The sequence below is a fragment of the Paenibacillus sp. LS-5 genome, from assembly GCF_056121505.1.
This window is the reverse complement of the sequence record NZ_JBWAVA010000016.1, coordinates 91,482-106,701: the sequence shown is the minus strand read 5'-3', so window position 1 is coordinate 106,701 and position 15,220 is coordinate 91,482. Positions and strand designations below refer to the sequence as shown.

At 51.5% G+C, this 15,220-nt stretch carries 15 protein-coding genes and 1 pseudogene; 4 read left to right on the top strand and 12 right to left on the bottom strand.

The features are described 5' to 3' along the window. Positions 1 to 349: 349 nt before the first annotated feature. On the top strand, positions 350 to 1,348 hold the full coding sequence (locus AC0MA3_RS20870) for an alpha/beta hydrolase (protein ID WP_474657599.1): 999 nt from the start codon (positions 350 to 352) through the stop codon (positions 1,346 to 1,348). Positions 1,349 to 1,509: 161 nt separating this feature from the next. Further along, on the top strand, positions 1,510 to 2,589 hold the full coding sequence (locus tag AC0MA3_RS20865) for a Fe-Mn family superoxide dismutase (RefSeq protein WP_474657587.1): 1,080 nt from the start codon (positions 1,510 to 1,512) through the stop codon (positions 2,587 to 2,589). Positions 2,590 to 2,695: 106 nt separating this feature from the next. Here AC0MA3_RS20865 and folE read toward each other — a convergent pair whose 3' ends face one another. From folE to AC0MA3_RS20840, 5 genes and pseudogenes are all read right to left on the bottom strand, one after another. Continuing rightward, positions 2,696 to 3,289, bottom strand: coding sequence for a GTP cyclohydrolase I FolE (gene folE, locus AC0MA3_RS20860; RefSeq protein ID WP_379158611.1), 594 nt, complete (start codon positions 3,287 to 3,289; stop codon positions 2,696 to 2,698). Positions 3,290 to 3,340: 51 nt separating this feature from the next. Continuing rightward, entirely contained in the window at positions 3,341 to 3,592 is a 252-nt protein-coding gene (locus AC0MA3_RS20855; RefSeq protein WP_379158608.1) for a YneF family protein, read from the bottom strand. 205 nt (positions 3,593 to 3,797) lie between these two features. Further along, positions 3,798 to 4,964: pseudogene (gene queG, locus AC0MA3_RS20850) on the bottom strand (tRNA epoxyqueuosine(34) reductase QueG); the annotation flags it as partial. Between the two features lie 18 nt (positions 4,965 to 4,982). After that, a complete protein-coding gene (gene lepB / locus AC0MA3_RS20845) occupies positions 4,983 to 5,600 on the bottom strand; it encodes a signal peptidase I (RefSeq protein WP_474657586.1) in 618 nt (205 codons plus the stop codon). Positions 5,601 to 5,814: 214 nt separating this feature from the next. Next, the gene (locus tag AC0MA3_RS20840; protein WP_379158602.1) at positions 5,815 to 6,234 is read right to left on the bottom strand and encodes a GNAT family N-acetyltransferase; all 420 of its coding nucleotides are present in this window, start codon (positions 6,232 to 6,234) and stop codon (positions 5,815 to 5,817) included. A gap of 591 nt (positions 6,235 to 6,825) precedes the next feature. Here AC0MA3_RS20840 and AC0MA3_RS20835 point away from each other — a divergent pair. Then, the gene (locus AC0MA3_RS20835; protein ID WP_379158599.1) at positions 6,826 to 7,434 is read left to right on the top strand and encodes a superoxide dismutase; all 609 of its coding nucleotides are present in this window, start codon (positions 6,826 to 6,828) and stop codon (positions 7,432 to 7,434) included. Between the two features lie 101 nt (positions 7,435 to 7,535). On the opposite strand, the gene mutY is transcribed toward AC0MA3_RS20835, so the two are convergent. Together mutY and acpS are read right to left on the bottom strand one after the other, a co-directional pair. After that, positions 7,536 to 8,816, bottom strand: a complete 1,281-nt coding sequence (mutY, locus tag AC0MA3_RS20830; protein ID WP_474657585.1) for an A/G-specific adenine glycosylase — start codon at positions 8,814 to 8,816, stop codon at positions 7,536 to 7,538. A 54-nt stretch (positions 8,817 to 8,870) separates the two neighbouring features. Further along, complete coding sequence (acpS, locus tag AC0MA3_RS20825; RefSeq protein WP_474657584.1) at positions 8,871 to 9,266, bottom strand: holo-ACP synthase; 396 nt, start codon at positions 9,264 to 9,266, stop codon at positions 8,871 to 8,873. A gap of 161 nt (positions 9,267 to 9,427) precedes the next feature. On the opposite strand from acpS, the gene AC0MA3_RS20820 reads away from it, so the two are divergent. Continuing rightward, positions 9,428 to 10,243, top strand: a complete 816-nt coding sequence (locus AC0MA3_RS20820; RefSeq protein ID WP_474657583.1) for an alpha/beta hydrolase family protein — start codon at positions 9,428 to 9,430, stop codon at positions 10,241 to 10,243. A gap of 78 nt (positions 10,244 to 10,321) precedes the next feature. Here the strand turns inward: AC0MA3_RS20820 and nadE are convergent, their stop codons facing one another. From nadE to AC0MA3_RS20795, 5 genes are all read right to left on the bottom strand, one after another. After that, positions 10,322 to 11,131: an ammonia-dependent NAD(+) synthetase gene (gene nadE, locus AC0MA3_RS20815; protein ID WP_379158586.1), complete on the bottom strand. Its 810-nt coding sequence runs from the start codon at positions 11,129 to 11,131 to the stop codon at positions 10,322 to 10,324. A gap of 133 nt (positions 11,132 to 11,264) precedes the next feature. Further along, the gene (locus tag AC0MA3_RS20810; protein ID WP_474657582.1) at positions 11,265 to 11,699 is read right to left on the bottom strand and encodes a BrxA/BrxB family bacilliredoxin; all 435 of its coding nucleotides are present in this window, start codon (positions 11,697 to 11,699) and stop codon (positions 11,265 to 11,267) included. A 104-nt stretch (positions 11,700 to 11,803) separates the two neighbouring features. Continuing rightward, complete coding sequence (locus AC0MA3_RS20805) at positions 11,804 to 13,537, bottom strand: two-component system sensor histidine kinase NtrB (protein ID WP_474657581.1); 1,734 nt, start codon at positions 13,535 to 13,537, stop codon at positions 11,804 to 11,806. 241 nt (positions 13,538 to 13,778) lie between these two features. After that, positions 13,779 to 14,624, bottom strand: a complete 846-nt coding sequence (locus tag AC0MA3_RS20800; protein WP_474657580.1) for an anti-sigma factor domain-containing protein — start codon at positions 14,622 to 14,624, stop codon at positions 13,779 to 13,781. Beyond that, positions 14,617 to 15,198 carry an RNA polymerase sigma factor gene (locus tag AC0MA3_RS20795; RefSeq protein ID WP_474657579.1) on the bottom strand — a complete coding sequence of 194 codons (582 nt, stop codon included), beginning with the start codon at positions 15,196 to 15,198 and terminating at the stop codon, positions 14,617 to 14,619. Before AC0MA3_RS20795 ends, AC0MA3_RS20800 begins: the two co-directional genes overlap by 8 nt. Between the last annotated feature and the right edge of the window lie 22 nt (positions 15,199 to 15,220).

Below are 15,220 nucleotides of genomic sequence, written 5' to 3'. Positions count from 1 at the left end.
TAAATGAAACCCGGTTACATTATTTAAGATATCCATTCTATCTTAGAGCATATGCCCCGGGTAAGTCCAGCAGTTTCAGTGAGCGGAAAAGACTGGGCGGCACTTTACAGTTAGATTACAAAAGCGGCGAATTCATTGACTTTGTAAGGCCATCATCATACGATTAAATATATGAATTATATAGCCTGTAACAGAGAATGAAAAGCCATATTTCTAACGTTCACACTTTATTTTTTTATTTTAAAAGGTTATGTTTCTATACCACAACACAACTTGCTAATTATGGACCATTATAGGAGGGGACCTTATGGACTTAGCAACCACGCATACCGGCACGCCGGTCTCCCGAATGCCAGGTGAGCACAAACCAGGTACATCACCTAAGCTTTCATTGCGGATGATTCGCGTTAAACATATTATAGTTTCTTTGCTCTTGTCGGTGTTTTTCTTTTTTGTCTTTTGCTTCATCGCACTGCATGGCTATATCGCCTGGGTACTGTCCAATCCAACAGTGGCTCCGCTCTATTCCACGCCTCAAGTAGCCAAGGGGTTGAGTTATGAGGACATCACCTTTCCGGCGCTGGATGGCAGCCGCATGATGCAGGGTTGGTACATCCCGTCTATAGGCTCAGCCAAGACTATCGTGTTCAGCCACGGTTATGGCGCTAACCGCGAGGAGACCTGGGTACCCATGTACGATCTTGCCCACTATGCCCACAGCCTGAACTTCAATGTGATCATGTTCGATTACGGCTTCGCCTCCAAGACCAACAAGGATATCGCCACCGGAGGCAAAAAAGAATCGCAGCAGCTCCTCGGAGCTATAAAGTACGCCAAGGAGCATGGAGCCAAAGAAATCGTTGTCTGGGGCTTCTCGATGGGGGCAGGCACCGCCCTTCAGGCAGGGCTTGTCACCAAGGATGTCGATGCCATGATTCTGGACAGCACTTTCCTGCTTGAACCGGATACGCTGTACCATAACATCAAGCAGAATATCAACCTCCCGCGCCAACCCTCCCTGGAGATAATGGAGCTGCTCTTTCCAGTGCTGAACGGTACAGGATTGAACCAGATTCCATATTCCAAGGTCAAAGCAGAGGATTACCCGTTCCCTACACTCTTCCTGCACGGCACCAATGATGACAAAGCGCCTTATCCGATTGCTGAAGAACTTGCAGCGAACCAAAGCAACCCTTACTCCGATTCCTGGATTGTGCAAGACAGCCACCATGAGCTGCTGTTCCGTGAACACCCTCGTGAGTATCTGCGGCGTGTGTCCGCTTTTCTGGGCAATGTTCAGTTGGCTAAGGCTGAGCAGAACAAGCAGACGCTTTCCGCCATCAAATAATACCCAGCCTGGAATTCAACCCGCCTGCTTCGCAATTGTAGTGTGCAAGGATGTTAGTATTACATCCTTGCACGCTATTTTTTTGGAGAGAAACATACTAAGCCGCTGACCCCATACATAGAATGAACTGTTGAAGACTTAGGATGGGAGGACTGCATGCAATGGTAGGGTTATACGGGCCGCAGCTGCCCGCACAGATTCTTGAAGAAATTATTTTCTGGAAAAAACAAGAGCAGGAGCACATGGCGGTCATCAAGGCGATTGTCCCTCATCTTGAGAAGCCGTATGTGCAGCTGCTGGATGAATGGGCCGTGGTCTTGGAGTCCACCGGACATGCGGCGCGTCAGTTGCTCGAGTCTGCTGCAGGCTACAGTCCGGCAGAACTGGCTGCCGGAACTGAACCGCTTCTCCAGGTGGCGCGTTCCCAATCCCGGGAATTAATCCGGCAGCTGTATGCCTTAATGGAGGGAAGCACCGCTGTGAAAGATCAGCCGCTGGCCGGAACCGTTCTGCCTCATATCATCCGGGAATCAGAGTATTTCGTGAATACTCTGGATGCACTTAAGCGGAAGTCACCTCTGACTCTGCCAATTTCCGAGAACCGGGAAACGGGTTCTGTTCCGGTAGGGGGCCACACCCTGCCGCCTCTTCCCTATGCCTATAACGCGCTGGAGCCGTATATCGACGAAAAAACCATGAGAATCCATCATGACAAACATCATCAAAGCTATGTAGACGGGCTTAATAAGGCAGAGAATAAACTGTCTGAAGCCCGAAAAACCAAGGATTACGATCTAGTGAAGCATTGGGAGCGCGAGCTTGCCTTCAACGGTGCCGGCCATTACCTGCATACGATCTTCTGGAACATCATGTCTCCGCAAGGCGGAGGCCGACCGACCGGGACCTTGCTGGACGCCATAGAACATGGCTTCGGCAGCTACGATGCCTTCAAGGAGCAGTTCACAGAAGCAGGGAATAAGGTTGAAGGCGGAGGCTGGGCCATCCTGGTCTGGAGTCCGCGCAGCCGCAGGCTGGAAATTCTGACAGCGGAGAAACACCAGAATCTCTCCCAATGGGATGTGGTTCCTCTGCTAGCCCTAGATGTATGGGAGCACGCTTATTATCTCAAGCATCAGAATAACCGTGCCGAATATATCAAAGACTGGTGGAAGGTTGTGAATTGGCCTTATGTATCCGAAAGGTTCACAGCCGCCCGCAAGCTTGTCTGGCAGCCCTACTAAGGAGAGCAGTCTCATTCTCCCAGGCATAGAAATAGAGCCCTTTCGTCACTTCACAGTGATGGAAGGGCTCTTAATCTTATGAAGCAACGGGGTATTCCCCTGTATTCTATTCCTTGATTAAAGCCAGAAATTCTGCCCGAGCGGCAGCGTCCTCCCGGAAAGTACCCCGTGTTGACATGGTTACCGTCTTGCTGCCGGGCTTTTTGACCCCGCGGGCACACATGCAGAGATGCTCTCCTTCCACAACGACCATCACCCCATGAGGATTCAGAACCTCTGTCATAATGTCGGCAATCTGCGCCGTAATGCGCTCCTGCACCTGCAGGCGCCGGCTTACAGCCTCCACGAGGCGGGCCAGCTTGCTGAGCCCTGCAATCCGTCCGCTCGGAACATACCCGATATGCACTTTTCCGAAGAACGGAGCCATATGATGCTCACACTGGCTATAGTAGACGATATCCTTTACGATCACCAATTCTTCATGAGACTCATCGAAGGTTACACCGAGCGCCTCACGGGGATCAATCGAATAACCGCCAAATATCTCCTCATACATCCGTGTAACTCTGGCCGGCGTTTCCAGCAGTCCTTCGCGGCCTGTGTCTTCGCCAATCAGCTCCAGTATTTTCTCAACGTGGTACTCGATCTGCTCACGGTTTGCAGCAACCTTGTCATTCATGTAATCTTTGGTGCCCCCCATGAAGCCTCCCCCTTCCGTACCCGTATCTAATTCGGCTATATCCGCGACCGGTTACTTGCCTTTGCGGCCTTGTCTTTTGCCAGCAGCTGGCATACGTCCCGGCGGGTTACCGTTCTTCATCATCTGCTGGGCACGCTGCATTTGCTTTCCATTCAAGTTATACCCCATCTGCTTGGCAACCTTCTGCAGCATTTCCGGATCATTCTGCATCGTTGTCATTTGTCTGCGCAGATAATATACCCCGATGAAAAATCCGCCGATCAGACCTACGACAAGCGTAATAATAGGCAATGCAATATTCATCCAAAGTCCACCTCTTACTCTAATGTCTGCAATGCCCGCTATAGGCACGCGAATCTATCATAGCATTTCAACAACTCGACAGCAATTGGTAAATACAATGAAACAGGTCACTGCAAATACTAATAACTGTGTCTAGCAGAAACGGCTACTGAGGATTGGAGCATCCATTGTCTCAGTCTTGCTTCTGAACCTCCTGCGCTAGCAGGAGACTGTCCCGCGAGCGCTCAAGCATTTCCCGGACCGTATGGTCTTCTTCCGCTTGCAGCGCCAGCTGTACCGCCGCAAGCGCTTCTTCACCTCCGATACGTCCGAGCGCCCACGCAGCACTCCCTCGCATCTCCGGGCGGGTTTCCTTCAGCATAATCTCTGTCAGCTTCGGCACAGCCGCAGCATCCTTGAAATTGCCGAGCGCGATTACCGCATTACGCTGAATCGGCTTTTTCCCCCTCCAGGCTGCAGAACTGCTGCCGAACTGCTCCTTGAACTCGCGGTTGCTGAGTTCCAGAATCGGCAGAAGCAGCGGTTTGACAATCTCGGGATCAGGCAGAAGCTCCGGACGATGGTCCCAATGTTTTCCCCGGTTCTTAGGGCAGACGATCTGACATGTATCGCAGCCGTACAGCCGGTTGCCGATTTTGGTCATGTATTCCTCACTCAGAAAGCCCTTCGTCTGCGTCAAATAAGAAATGCAAGCCTGGGCATTCAGCTGTCCGGGACCTACCAGAGCCCCTGTAGGACAGGCATCGATACACTTCGTGCAATCTCCGCAACCTTCCTCTACCTGTGTATCTGGAGGAAAGGGGATATTCGTCACCATCTCACCGAGATATATCCATGAGCCCCATTTGGGGGAGATGATACTGCAGTTCTTGGCACTGAAGCCGATGCCCGCCCGTTCAGCCACGGCCCGATCAACCAATACCCCGGTATCCACCATACTCTCCAGCACCGCTCCAGGTACCCGCTCCCGGATGAAACCCTCCAGCTTGCCCAGCGCCTCGCGCAGGACATGATGATAATCCCGTCCCCAGGAGGCGCGGGCAAGAATACCACGGCGTGCACCTGGCTCCGACTGGGGCGGATTCTCCATTTTGGAGGGGTAAGCTACAGCTATGGCGATAATGGACATCGGCTGCTCACCGGACTGTAGTGCCGGGAGAGTACGCTTATCAAGATCCGGCTCCTCGAAGCCCGAATCATACCCGTTGTCACGGTGCTCCTGGAGAATATTTTTCAAATATAAAAACGGCTCCGCACCCGCAAACCCGATATCATCAATCCCAAGTTCTTGTGCGGCAGCCTTAATCTCAGCTTTGAGACCTTCCCATTTCGAAGGCGGTGGGGCATAGGATGTCTGGATTTTATTGTTCATTACCGCCTTCTCCTTCACTTATAATGCACTTGCTTTGCCAAGGGGCCACCAAATATACGCCGCCTTGCCAACCAGTAGATCTTGCGGAACAGCACCGAAATACCGGCTGTCCTTACTGGCTCCCGCATGCCGGTTGTCTCCCATCACGAAATAGGCTCCCTTATCTACGGTAATCCGGGCAAAGTCCGGGTCTTGTATTTCTGTATCCACATAGGGCTCTTCCGTAAGCTGGTCGTTCACATACAGCTTGTGGTTCCGTACTTCAATCCTGTCGCCTGGCAACCCGATGACCCTCTTTACCAGATACTCCTTGCGGTTCGGTCCCGTGCTGGGGTCATGAAGAACAATCACATCCCCCCGTCTTGGGCTGGCAAAGACTAGTGATATCTTGCTAATAATTAATTTCTCGCCTTCCAGCAGCGTTGGCTGCATGGACTGGCCGATAACCGTGGAGACATTGAACACAAAAATATTGAGCAGCGACATTAATGCGAAAATAACTGCGGCAGTAACAAGCCAATCCCGCAGATCGCGGACCCAGTGTCTTCCCGGTATAGAGCCGGGTTTGCCATGGGTAACGGACCGGTATCTCTGCCGGCGGCTCCGCATGATATCTTCTTCAAGCTCCTGGTTCATAGGCCACCTTCTTGCTTCTCATTGGTCATTCATGTCCATAACAATAGAAAAGCATATCTTCCGGCCATTTGCAATGGACCGTGGGAAGATATGCTTCAGTATAAGGAATCAGACTATGCAAGCACGCTCTCAATAACTATTGAAGACGTAATCATCGCTATAGTTCTCTACTCTAGAAATGTTTCCGCTTACGCAGCACCGGAATTAAGCTTCTCTATCCGACAATGCTAAGCTTCCGTACTGACTTGAAGATTTGATCCTCGCCATAACCCATAGCCTCATACAGCGGCAGTGCAAATGAGTTATGCTCGTCAATCGCTACAAAAATACCACTGACCTTGCGGGCCTGAAACTTGTGTTCCATCGCCGTGACAAGACCTCTGCCAATTCCTCTGCGGCGGTAATCGGGATGAACGGCAATGCGGAAATAACAGCCGTGATTCTTCTCGATTGTACCAATCAACGCACCAACAATCTCTCCTTCAACCTCGGCAACAACAATGAGATCGGAATCCCATGATAGCTGCCTGGAGAAAGGCTCGATAGTGCTCTCGAAACATTCTTCCGATAATGCGGTCTGCAGCAGTTCAGTCACAGGGGTAACGTCGCTTAATTGAAAGGAACGAACGTGCATTCTTTAAATCTCCCTTTTCTATGGCTTAGAATTTAACAAAAAGAAGGAGTTCCCGTAACAGCGTGGAGAGGAAAAAAAGAAAAGCAAAAAATGCCTTTCGAAGAAGTCGCCGAATCTGTAATAGGGAGCAGCTTTTCATGCGACTAAAGAAGTATTAACCTATTGTTAAACAGATTATTGCTTCTTTAAACTTCAAAAAACGAGGAATACCTGCTTTTAAGTCTATTAAAGCATATTTTCCTGCTGATATCATCACTTTTCTTTTGAAAGCGCTTGATATAAAGCGTTTACATCGATTATTGTTACAGAATTTCGTTGAATACTACCATTAAGACTATGTAAACGAATGCCTTGGTGGCCCTTTACGATTTTAACACAGCGTTAACACATATGGGTGGATTTCCAAAGGCCTCCACTTAATAAACATTAATGTTTGTTTAATGTTGCATTATTGTTCCAGATACGGTTTAATAATAGTATCTTATCGGATACAAACCTATAAGATTCGTCGGAAATAAGGGGTTTTGACGTCAAGACCGCCAAAATTCTTTATCCATACAAATTCTAATAACACTCAGGAGGGATTTTTCCATGGCATTTCAATTACCGGCACTTCCTTATCCGAACAACGCTCTCGAACCGCACATCGACGCATTGACGATGGAGATTCACCATGACAGGCACCATAACACATACGTGACGAATCTGAACGCTGCTCTGGAAAAGGCACCTGAACTGCAAAGCAAGAGCATTGATGAGCTTCTTACCGACCTGAACGCTGTACCTGAAGCGATCCGCACGGCTGTCCGCAACAACGGCGGCGGTCATGCCAACCACACCCTGTTCTGGGAAGTTATCGGACCGAACGGCGGCGGCGCACCAACCGGCGCACTTGCTGCTGCAATTGACAGCGAGCTTGGCGGTTTCGATAAATTCAAAGAAGACTTCGCTACTGCGGCAACTACCCGTTTCGGCAGCGGCTGGGCCTGGCTCGTAGTGAAAGACGGCAAGCTGGCAGTTACCAGCACACCGAACCAGGACAACCCGATCAGCGAAGGTGCTACTCCAATCCTCGGACTGGATGTATGGGAGCATGCTTACTACCTGAACTATCAAAACAAACGTCCTGACTATATCAAAGCCTTCTGGAATGTAGTCAACTGGGAAGAAGTCGGCAAACGTTACGACAGCGCTAAATAAGTAAACGCGGCACATTGTGCTGCACCTGAACATATGAAAACGGGTACCCTCTTCTTACGGAGGGTACCCGTTTTTTGCTAATATCACGTGATTCGCCGCATTCAACCAGTCCCCTGATCGGAGTCTTGCTCATCAAAATAACTATTCAGCAGCTTCAAAAAAACATTCGGAAAGGCGTAACTGGCCATATCCTCACGGTTAATCCAACGTACCGCTCCGCCATCCTCAGGGCTTCCGCTGCCGTCGGCGAATGGCTCTGCGGCTATGACGTCTTCAGCGAACAGACCTGGGGAAGCGGGAGTGTACCCGCCGGCATACGCCGCCCGCCCTTCCGCAGCCAGCGGCAGCGCGCGGACGTCCTCCTCCCTGCAGCGGTATACCTGCAGGGTCCACACAATATGGCTGAACGTATGTTCCGCAGCCATCCAGTGCTCTTCAGGCCGGGCAGGAATCCCGGCCTGCCTCAGGGACCGGCGCAGCCGGTCCAGCGCCGCGGCCTCCGGCAGCAGCGCGCCATTCGCGCCGCCCCCCGCAGGCGGCGCCGGCCAGTGCGGCAGCTCCCACATGCGGGCCAAAAGCCCGCTGGATGGCCGCTGCCGGATGAGCACCCGGCCCGCGTGCGCGCCGCGGCCCTCCACCAGAGCAGCCAGCCGCTCTTCGGGGCGCGGCGGCTTGGCCTTGGTCTTGACGGGCAGCGATGTCTCGCAGCCCGCCAGCCGCGCAGCGCAGTGCTCCATCACCGGGCACAGAAGGCAGCGCGGTGATTTCGGCGTGCACACCAGCGCGCCAAGCTCCATCAGCGCTTGGTTGAAATGCGAGGCTTCGCCTTCAGGGATCAGCTCTGCCGCCAGGCGCTCCATGGCAACGCGGGTAGGTCCTTTAGCGATATCATCTTCAATGAGGAAATACCGAGACAATACCCGCATCACATTACCGTCCACCGCTGGCTCGGGCCGATTGAAGGCGATGCTGAGGATGGCACCTGCTGTGTAAGGGCCTACGCCTTTGAGGCCAAATACAGCATCACGGTCATTCGGAACCTGTCCGCCATACTGCTCTTTAACCTGCCTGGCCGCATGCTGCAGATTCCGGGCACGTGAATAGTAGCCAAGTCCCTCCCAGCACTTCAGCACATCTTCTTCAGGGGCGTCGGCCAGCGACTCCACCGTAGGAAAACGCTCAATAAAACGGTTGAAATAAGGAATGACCGTATCTACCCGAGTCTGCTGCAGCATGATCTCCGATATCCAGATATAATAAGGATTCCGGTGGCGCCGCCATGGCAAATCACGTTTTTGATCTTTGTACCATTTCAGCAGAAACCGGCTGAAGAATAACTTGGCTTCCTGCTGTGCTTTACCTGGTTGTTCATGTGTTGTCATTGTTATTCTCCTTGCCGCTCATATAGCATGTAGCCGGTACATATAAGCCGAAATCTATTTTTCCAACTGTTCCACCACCACGAAGGCCGAAGCCAAATCGCGGCTGTGCGTAATGGTGAGATGGATGGTATACTCATGCTCCGTCAACAGGAGCCGGCCCCATGCCTCAGCAGAGAGCGAGACCACCGGCTTGCCCTGGGCATCCGGCAAAATCTCAATATCCTGAAAGCCCACAGTTTTCCCGATTCCACATCCCAGTGCTTTGACTACCGCTTCTTTGGCCGAGAATCGTCCGGCTATGAACTCCGCAGCCTTCCCGCCCCTGCTGCTGGCCAGCACCATCTCCTGACCGGTAAGAATCCGGCGGATAAACCGGGTGCCCGAGCTACCGGCTGCTATTTTTACAATTCGCTGAATTTCCAGCACATCGTGCCCGATTCCGTATATCAAAACTTCACGCCCCTTATGCTTCCGCGATCATTAACTGCCTCATATTGCCTTCTATCCATAACCGTGCTGCTAATGGTATGATCTTCCTACGGATTGCTTTCTGCTATCTTAAAAGAAAAAGCCGCTGAAGTCTATTTTCGCAAGGAAAGGGAGATTGCCTTATGCCCCGTAACTTCGAATTGCCCGCAGGTGAAGATGCTGTCCTGCGTTGTTCCCATTTTCAGTCCCAAGGCACAGCGAGAAGCCTGATTGTCATTGCCCATGGATACAAAGGCTTCAAAGATTGGGGAATGTTCCCTTATGTCGCCAAAGCGCTTAGTGATGAGCATGAGGTTGTCACTTTCAACTTTTCGCATGCCGGAATTGGCGAGGATCTTCAAAACTTTACCGAGCTGGAGAAATTCGCCCGCAACACGGGTCAACGTGAGATCAGGGATTTGGAAATTCTGCTCTCTTATCTCGCCCAGCATCACAGATTCGGAGGTCTGCCCGTATTTCTGCTCGGTCACAGCCTTGGAGGCGGGATATGTCTACTCTACGCGCTTGAACATTCCGATGCAATTACCGGGGTGCTCTCCTGGAACGGGGTCACCAATCTCGATTTGTTAACAGAGGACCAAAAACACGAAATGAGGACAAAGGGACGAACCTATGTGCTCAATGGGCGTACTGGTCAGCAAATGCCGCTGGATGCTGTAATCCTAGATGATCTGGAGCAGCAAGCCGAACGCTACAATATCCTGGAACGGATGAAGCAGGCCAGTTTCCCGGTCATCCTGATCCAGGGTAGCGAGGATGGCGAGCGGCTGCGCCGCGGTTCAGAACAATTAACCCGTATGCGGGCGGATATTGAATGGTTGCAGATTCAAGGCGGCAACCACACCTTCGGGACTGTTCATCCTTTTGCAGGACCCACTCCTGAGCTGGAGCAAGCGATTGCTGCTTCCAAGGCGTTCATCAGCCGTGTTCTGGCATAGCAGCCGTTCACATGAAGAACCGCCGGAGCGGCTGTTATTGAAGACAGCGGCTCCGGCGGTTTCGGTATGCCCTCTTGTTCAGATCCCCGGAATCACATTGCGCTTATGCGCAGTTCTCCGGTACATGCTCTCAAGCTTCTTCGCTGCTTCAGAGCTGACCGGTTTGCCTTCCAGGTAGTCGCTGTTCTCATCATAGGTGATGCCCAGCTCAGCTTCATCCGTCTGTCCCGGCCACAGCCCTGCTGTCGGCGCTTTGGTGACAATATCGGCAGGAACTCCGAGATATGTAGCCAACTGGCGCACCTGACGCTTGTTCAGGGACGATAGCGGTGTAATATCAACCGCACCATCGCCCCATTTGGTGTAGAAACCGGTTATAGCTTCTGAAGCGTGGTCTGTTCCCACTACCAGCAGATTGTTCTCAAAAGCCAGCGCATACTGCATCACCATGCGTGTTCTTGCCTTGACATTGCCTTTGCCCTGATGGGTGATGTGGCGGTGCTGCCCAAGAGATTTCAGGCTGTGTTCCACCTCTAGTGCAATTTCGTTGACCGTTTCCTCGATGTTGGTCTCTACCTTATGCGTCAACTCAAAAGCCTCTGCTACCGCATAACTGTGCGCAATATCCTCTTGTTCGCCATATGGCTGAAACACGCCAAGTGTGATATATTCTGTACCCTCAGCGGCTGTAAGCTCGTCCGTCGCCCGTTTGCACAGACCTGCTGCTACCGCACTGTCTACCCCGCCGCTGATCGCGATCAACAGTCCTTTTGCCCCTGCTTCTAATATATACGTTTTCAAAAAATCCACCCGTTTCCGGACTTCTGCCTCGACATCAATGGATGGCTTAACACCGAGGGCGGCAATAATCTCTTCCTGCATACTCAAGTACAACACCCCGTTTCAACGAAAAGTATAAAGATACATTATAGCGTGAAACATATAAACCCTATTATTTTCAAAAAGTCCCGCAGACAGCCGGACTTCCGGCAGCCTGCGAGACCCTGGTGAATTCGTTATTTTACTGGCACAGACGGTTAAATACATCCTTCAGCTCAGCAGCGATTTCGGAAGCCGAACGGTCCTCAACACCATGACGTTCGATGAAGTGAACAAGCTCCCCATCCTTCATCAGTGCGATAGAAGGCGAAGAAGGCGGATACGGTGCAAAATACTCACGCGCTTTGGCTGTGGCCTCTTTCTCCTGTCCGGCGAATACAGTGAACAGATGATCCGGCAGGATCTCATTCTGCAGCGCCTGCGCTACACCCGGACGGCATTGACCGGCGGCACATCCGCAGACCGAATTAACCACAATTAGTGAGGTACCTTTGGAGGCAGGAAGAGCTGCTTCCACCTCTTCCGGAGTCAACAGCTCCTGAAACCCGATGCTTGTCAGATCATCGCGCATGGGCTGGATGGAATCCTTCATATATTGATTAAATGACATGGACATTCAATGCACTCTCCTTTATCCTTAAATATTTGTGAAACCGCATTGCAGCAGGATTTACTAACTTTATTATACATACATACTCTGTGAAAGCAAGCAAACCAGCCTTATTGTCCATGACCGGTGGGGATATCGCCAGAGGGAAAATCAGAGGTTTCCCGGGTGGCGGCAACTTCCTCGCTGGCCTCATGAATGTATGGAAAAGAAACGATAAAAGCCGTACCTTTTCCCTCTTGGGAATTCACTCTGATACTGCCGTGATGCCGCTCGGCAATGCTTAGGCACAGCGGCAGGCCAAGGCCTGTCCCCTGGCTTTTTGTTGTGAAAAAAGGGGTAAACAACTTATCCAGCTGACTCTGCGGAATCCCGCTTCCCGTATCCTGTATTATTAGCTCTACCTTGTCCTCATTGAGAAGTGTCTCCAGATACAGTACTCCCTTAGGCCCCATCGCTTCCATTCCGTTGCGGGCCAGATTAAGGATAAGCTGCTTGATTTCCCTGGAATTGAGTTGAAGCAGCGGGAGGGACGGACATAATCTCAGCTCTACACTCTGGCCGCGGAGATTAGCATCAGCCCAGAGAAGCGGGGAAAGTTCTTCTATAATATGATGCAGCTGAACCGTCTCCTTGTTCGATATCCGGCTCTGGGCAAGAGAGAGAAAGTCATTAATGATGCCATTGGCCCGGTCCAGCTCTTCCATAACAATCTGATAATACGAATCCATCTCACCGGGGCTTTTTTCCCGCATGAGCTGCAGGAATCCACGTACTACTGCCATAGGATTGCGGATTTCATGGGTAATTCCCGCCGCCATCTGCCCAACCAGGGTTAGCCGCTCCACATGATCCAGCTCGCTGCGGAATTTCTCCTCCTCGGTCAGGTCCTGGACAATCACAACCCTCCCTCCGGATATGCCCGCTCCCCCTTGCTGCAGAGGCACTGAGAATACTTGATAAGTCCTGGCATCGTACTGGAATTTCTCGTTGTAGCGCTGTTTGTGCAATGCATTATCCATCATACGCTTTAAGATCTGGGGATCCATCTCTTTGGAGAGCAGCCGCTCTACCCGCTGGCCTAGAATGGCCTCTCTTGTCATGAGGGGATCATGCTGCCGGAGGAGGCTCAGCATACATTCATTAAGTTCAGTTACACAGCCCATGTCATCCAGAGATATAATATTGACCGGCACAACATCAGTAATCTGCTGAAGCCTGACCGAATCCCTTTCGAACTTTTCTGATATTCCTTTCATCTGCTTCTGGATCTGCAGCCGGTCCCAAGCGGTTTCGATGAAGTAAATAAAACTGCACCCCAAGGTTACCGAGACAAACAAATAGAGCATTGCCACAACCATTTCTTTGGAATGGATATCATACTGGCTGTGCCCGTGCATATGGGGAACAAGAACAATAAACAGCATGCTCGGAAAAAGAGCACCCCATAAAATGGAGATTTTGCTCAGCAGCCCCCCGAGCTTGAACGGCTTCGCCATGCCGAACAACAGCGGATACAGCAGCACTCCTGTGTTCAGCACCAGATTACTGATACCAGGAGGCTCCGAGAATAATAGAGTGCAGAGTACAAAAAATACAGCCAGACTGACCCCCGAACGGGAGCTGGCGTATAGAATACCGATATAAGCCGGTATAATAGCCAAATTCAGATAGATCACACCAAACAACGTGGTGGACAAAACCATGCAGAATACAATGCTTAGTGCACAACTGATAATCAAAAAGGATTGGTCATCCGGGAATTTGCCGTTCCTGCGAACCATATGGCTCTGATCGAGCCACCACTGGAACAGGAACAGAAAGGAGCAAGCAGATGTTATTTGCAATAAAATATCCTTTACCGCGTAAATAATTGCAATCACTCCCCAAATTGGACAAATCATCCTGTTCCATTTGATTAAAACATAAACCCCGATGTTCTGACAATGGATTTTGCCGCTCTTTTCCGGGCCTCTGTCTTGCATCTAAAAAAGCCAGCCTCCATATGCTTAGGAGGCTGGCTTTTTGGGTTTGACATCAGGCGCTTCCTGATAAGTGAGCAGATGAATTGCTTAGCTGTGGCCGCTGCTACCCTTCAATCTTGGCGACGAGTATAGGCCGCCCTCTGGGCTGCTCACCTTGTCCATCCGGCTCAAGTGTAATCGCCACGGTGTCATAGCCCTGGGGGTCAAAGGTATAGTACATCGCACCCGTTCCCCCGGATGATACAAAGGTCCCGGCGCTCTTCTTCACATCGCCCTTGATCAGCCAGACCTGGAACGCTTCGCTTCCGCTGAGCTCAGGCAGCTTCTCTGCCTGCACCAGCAGATGGGTACCTTTGGCATCAATGACGATTGTGGCAAGACCCTTGGCCACAATGTCCTGTGCCGCAGGACCAAGCTGGACTACCTCATTAACCTTTAGCTCCGTGGAAGGAGCTCCGGTCAGCGCAAGCTGCTTCTTCAGCCCGCTTACATCCCGCTGCAGGGAAAACGAATAGATGGCAAGTGCCGCGGCCGTTACAGCCAGGGCTGCACATACACTACGCAGCAAGCGGCTGCGCCTCACAGGGACTGTATGCATTTTGGCAGCAGATGGAGAGAAAGGGGTTTCCGGAGCAGCAACCGGTGGCATGATGGTTTCATGAACAGCCTGTACGGCGTTCTGTTCTTCAGCTTCCGCAAAGGTTGTCTTCTTCATTCCTTCAATTGGCAATACCCGTCCGAGTACCCGCGCTCTCATCCCTTCAGGCGGCAGCACTTCCACCGATGCGAGAGGCAGCACATCTATAATCTCCCTCAGCTCATCCACCTGTTCCCGGCAATCTGCGCAGTCCGCCAAATGCGCTTCATACTCCTGCTGCTGAGCTTCGTCCAGACCGCCCAGCACATACAGCTCTGCCCAATCGCAGATATGATCGTCCGCTTCATCCATGGTAGCCTTCCCTCCTTTCCTGAGCTTTAAAATGCTTCTTCAGCTGTTTCAGGGCCAGCCGCACGCGGCTTTTGACCGTTCCCAGCGGAATGTTATACCTTGCCGCAACCTCCTGCTGTGTCATGCCTCCATAATAAATGGAGTCTATGACCTGCAATTGATCGCGGCTAAGCGCGGCCAGTACTTCACGCATGCGCTGGCCTTCAGTTCTCATTTCAACCACAACCGCAGGCTCGGAGGACTCGTCCGCCACAGCATGCAGCGCAGCGTCTTCCACAGGGATACCCCGGTCCCTGACCGATTTGCGCCGCAGCATATCCACCGCTATATTACGCGTCAGCGCGAACATCCAGGTCGTCAGCTTACCCTGGGATTGATCGAACCGTTCACTATGCGTCCATACACGCAAAAACAACTCCTGGACAACCTCCTCGGCGGCCATGGGGTCCTGTACCATCCTGTAAGCAAAGGAGTATATCACCTTTTCATAACGGTCATAGAGGTCTTCCAGCGCCGCAGGTTCCTTGTCTCCAATGCGTTTCATCAACTCTCTGTCATCCAGAGCTTCTGTCATAAGGGAACCCCTCTCATTAATC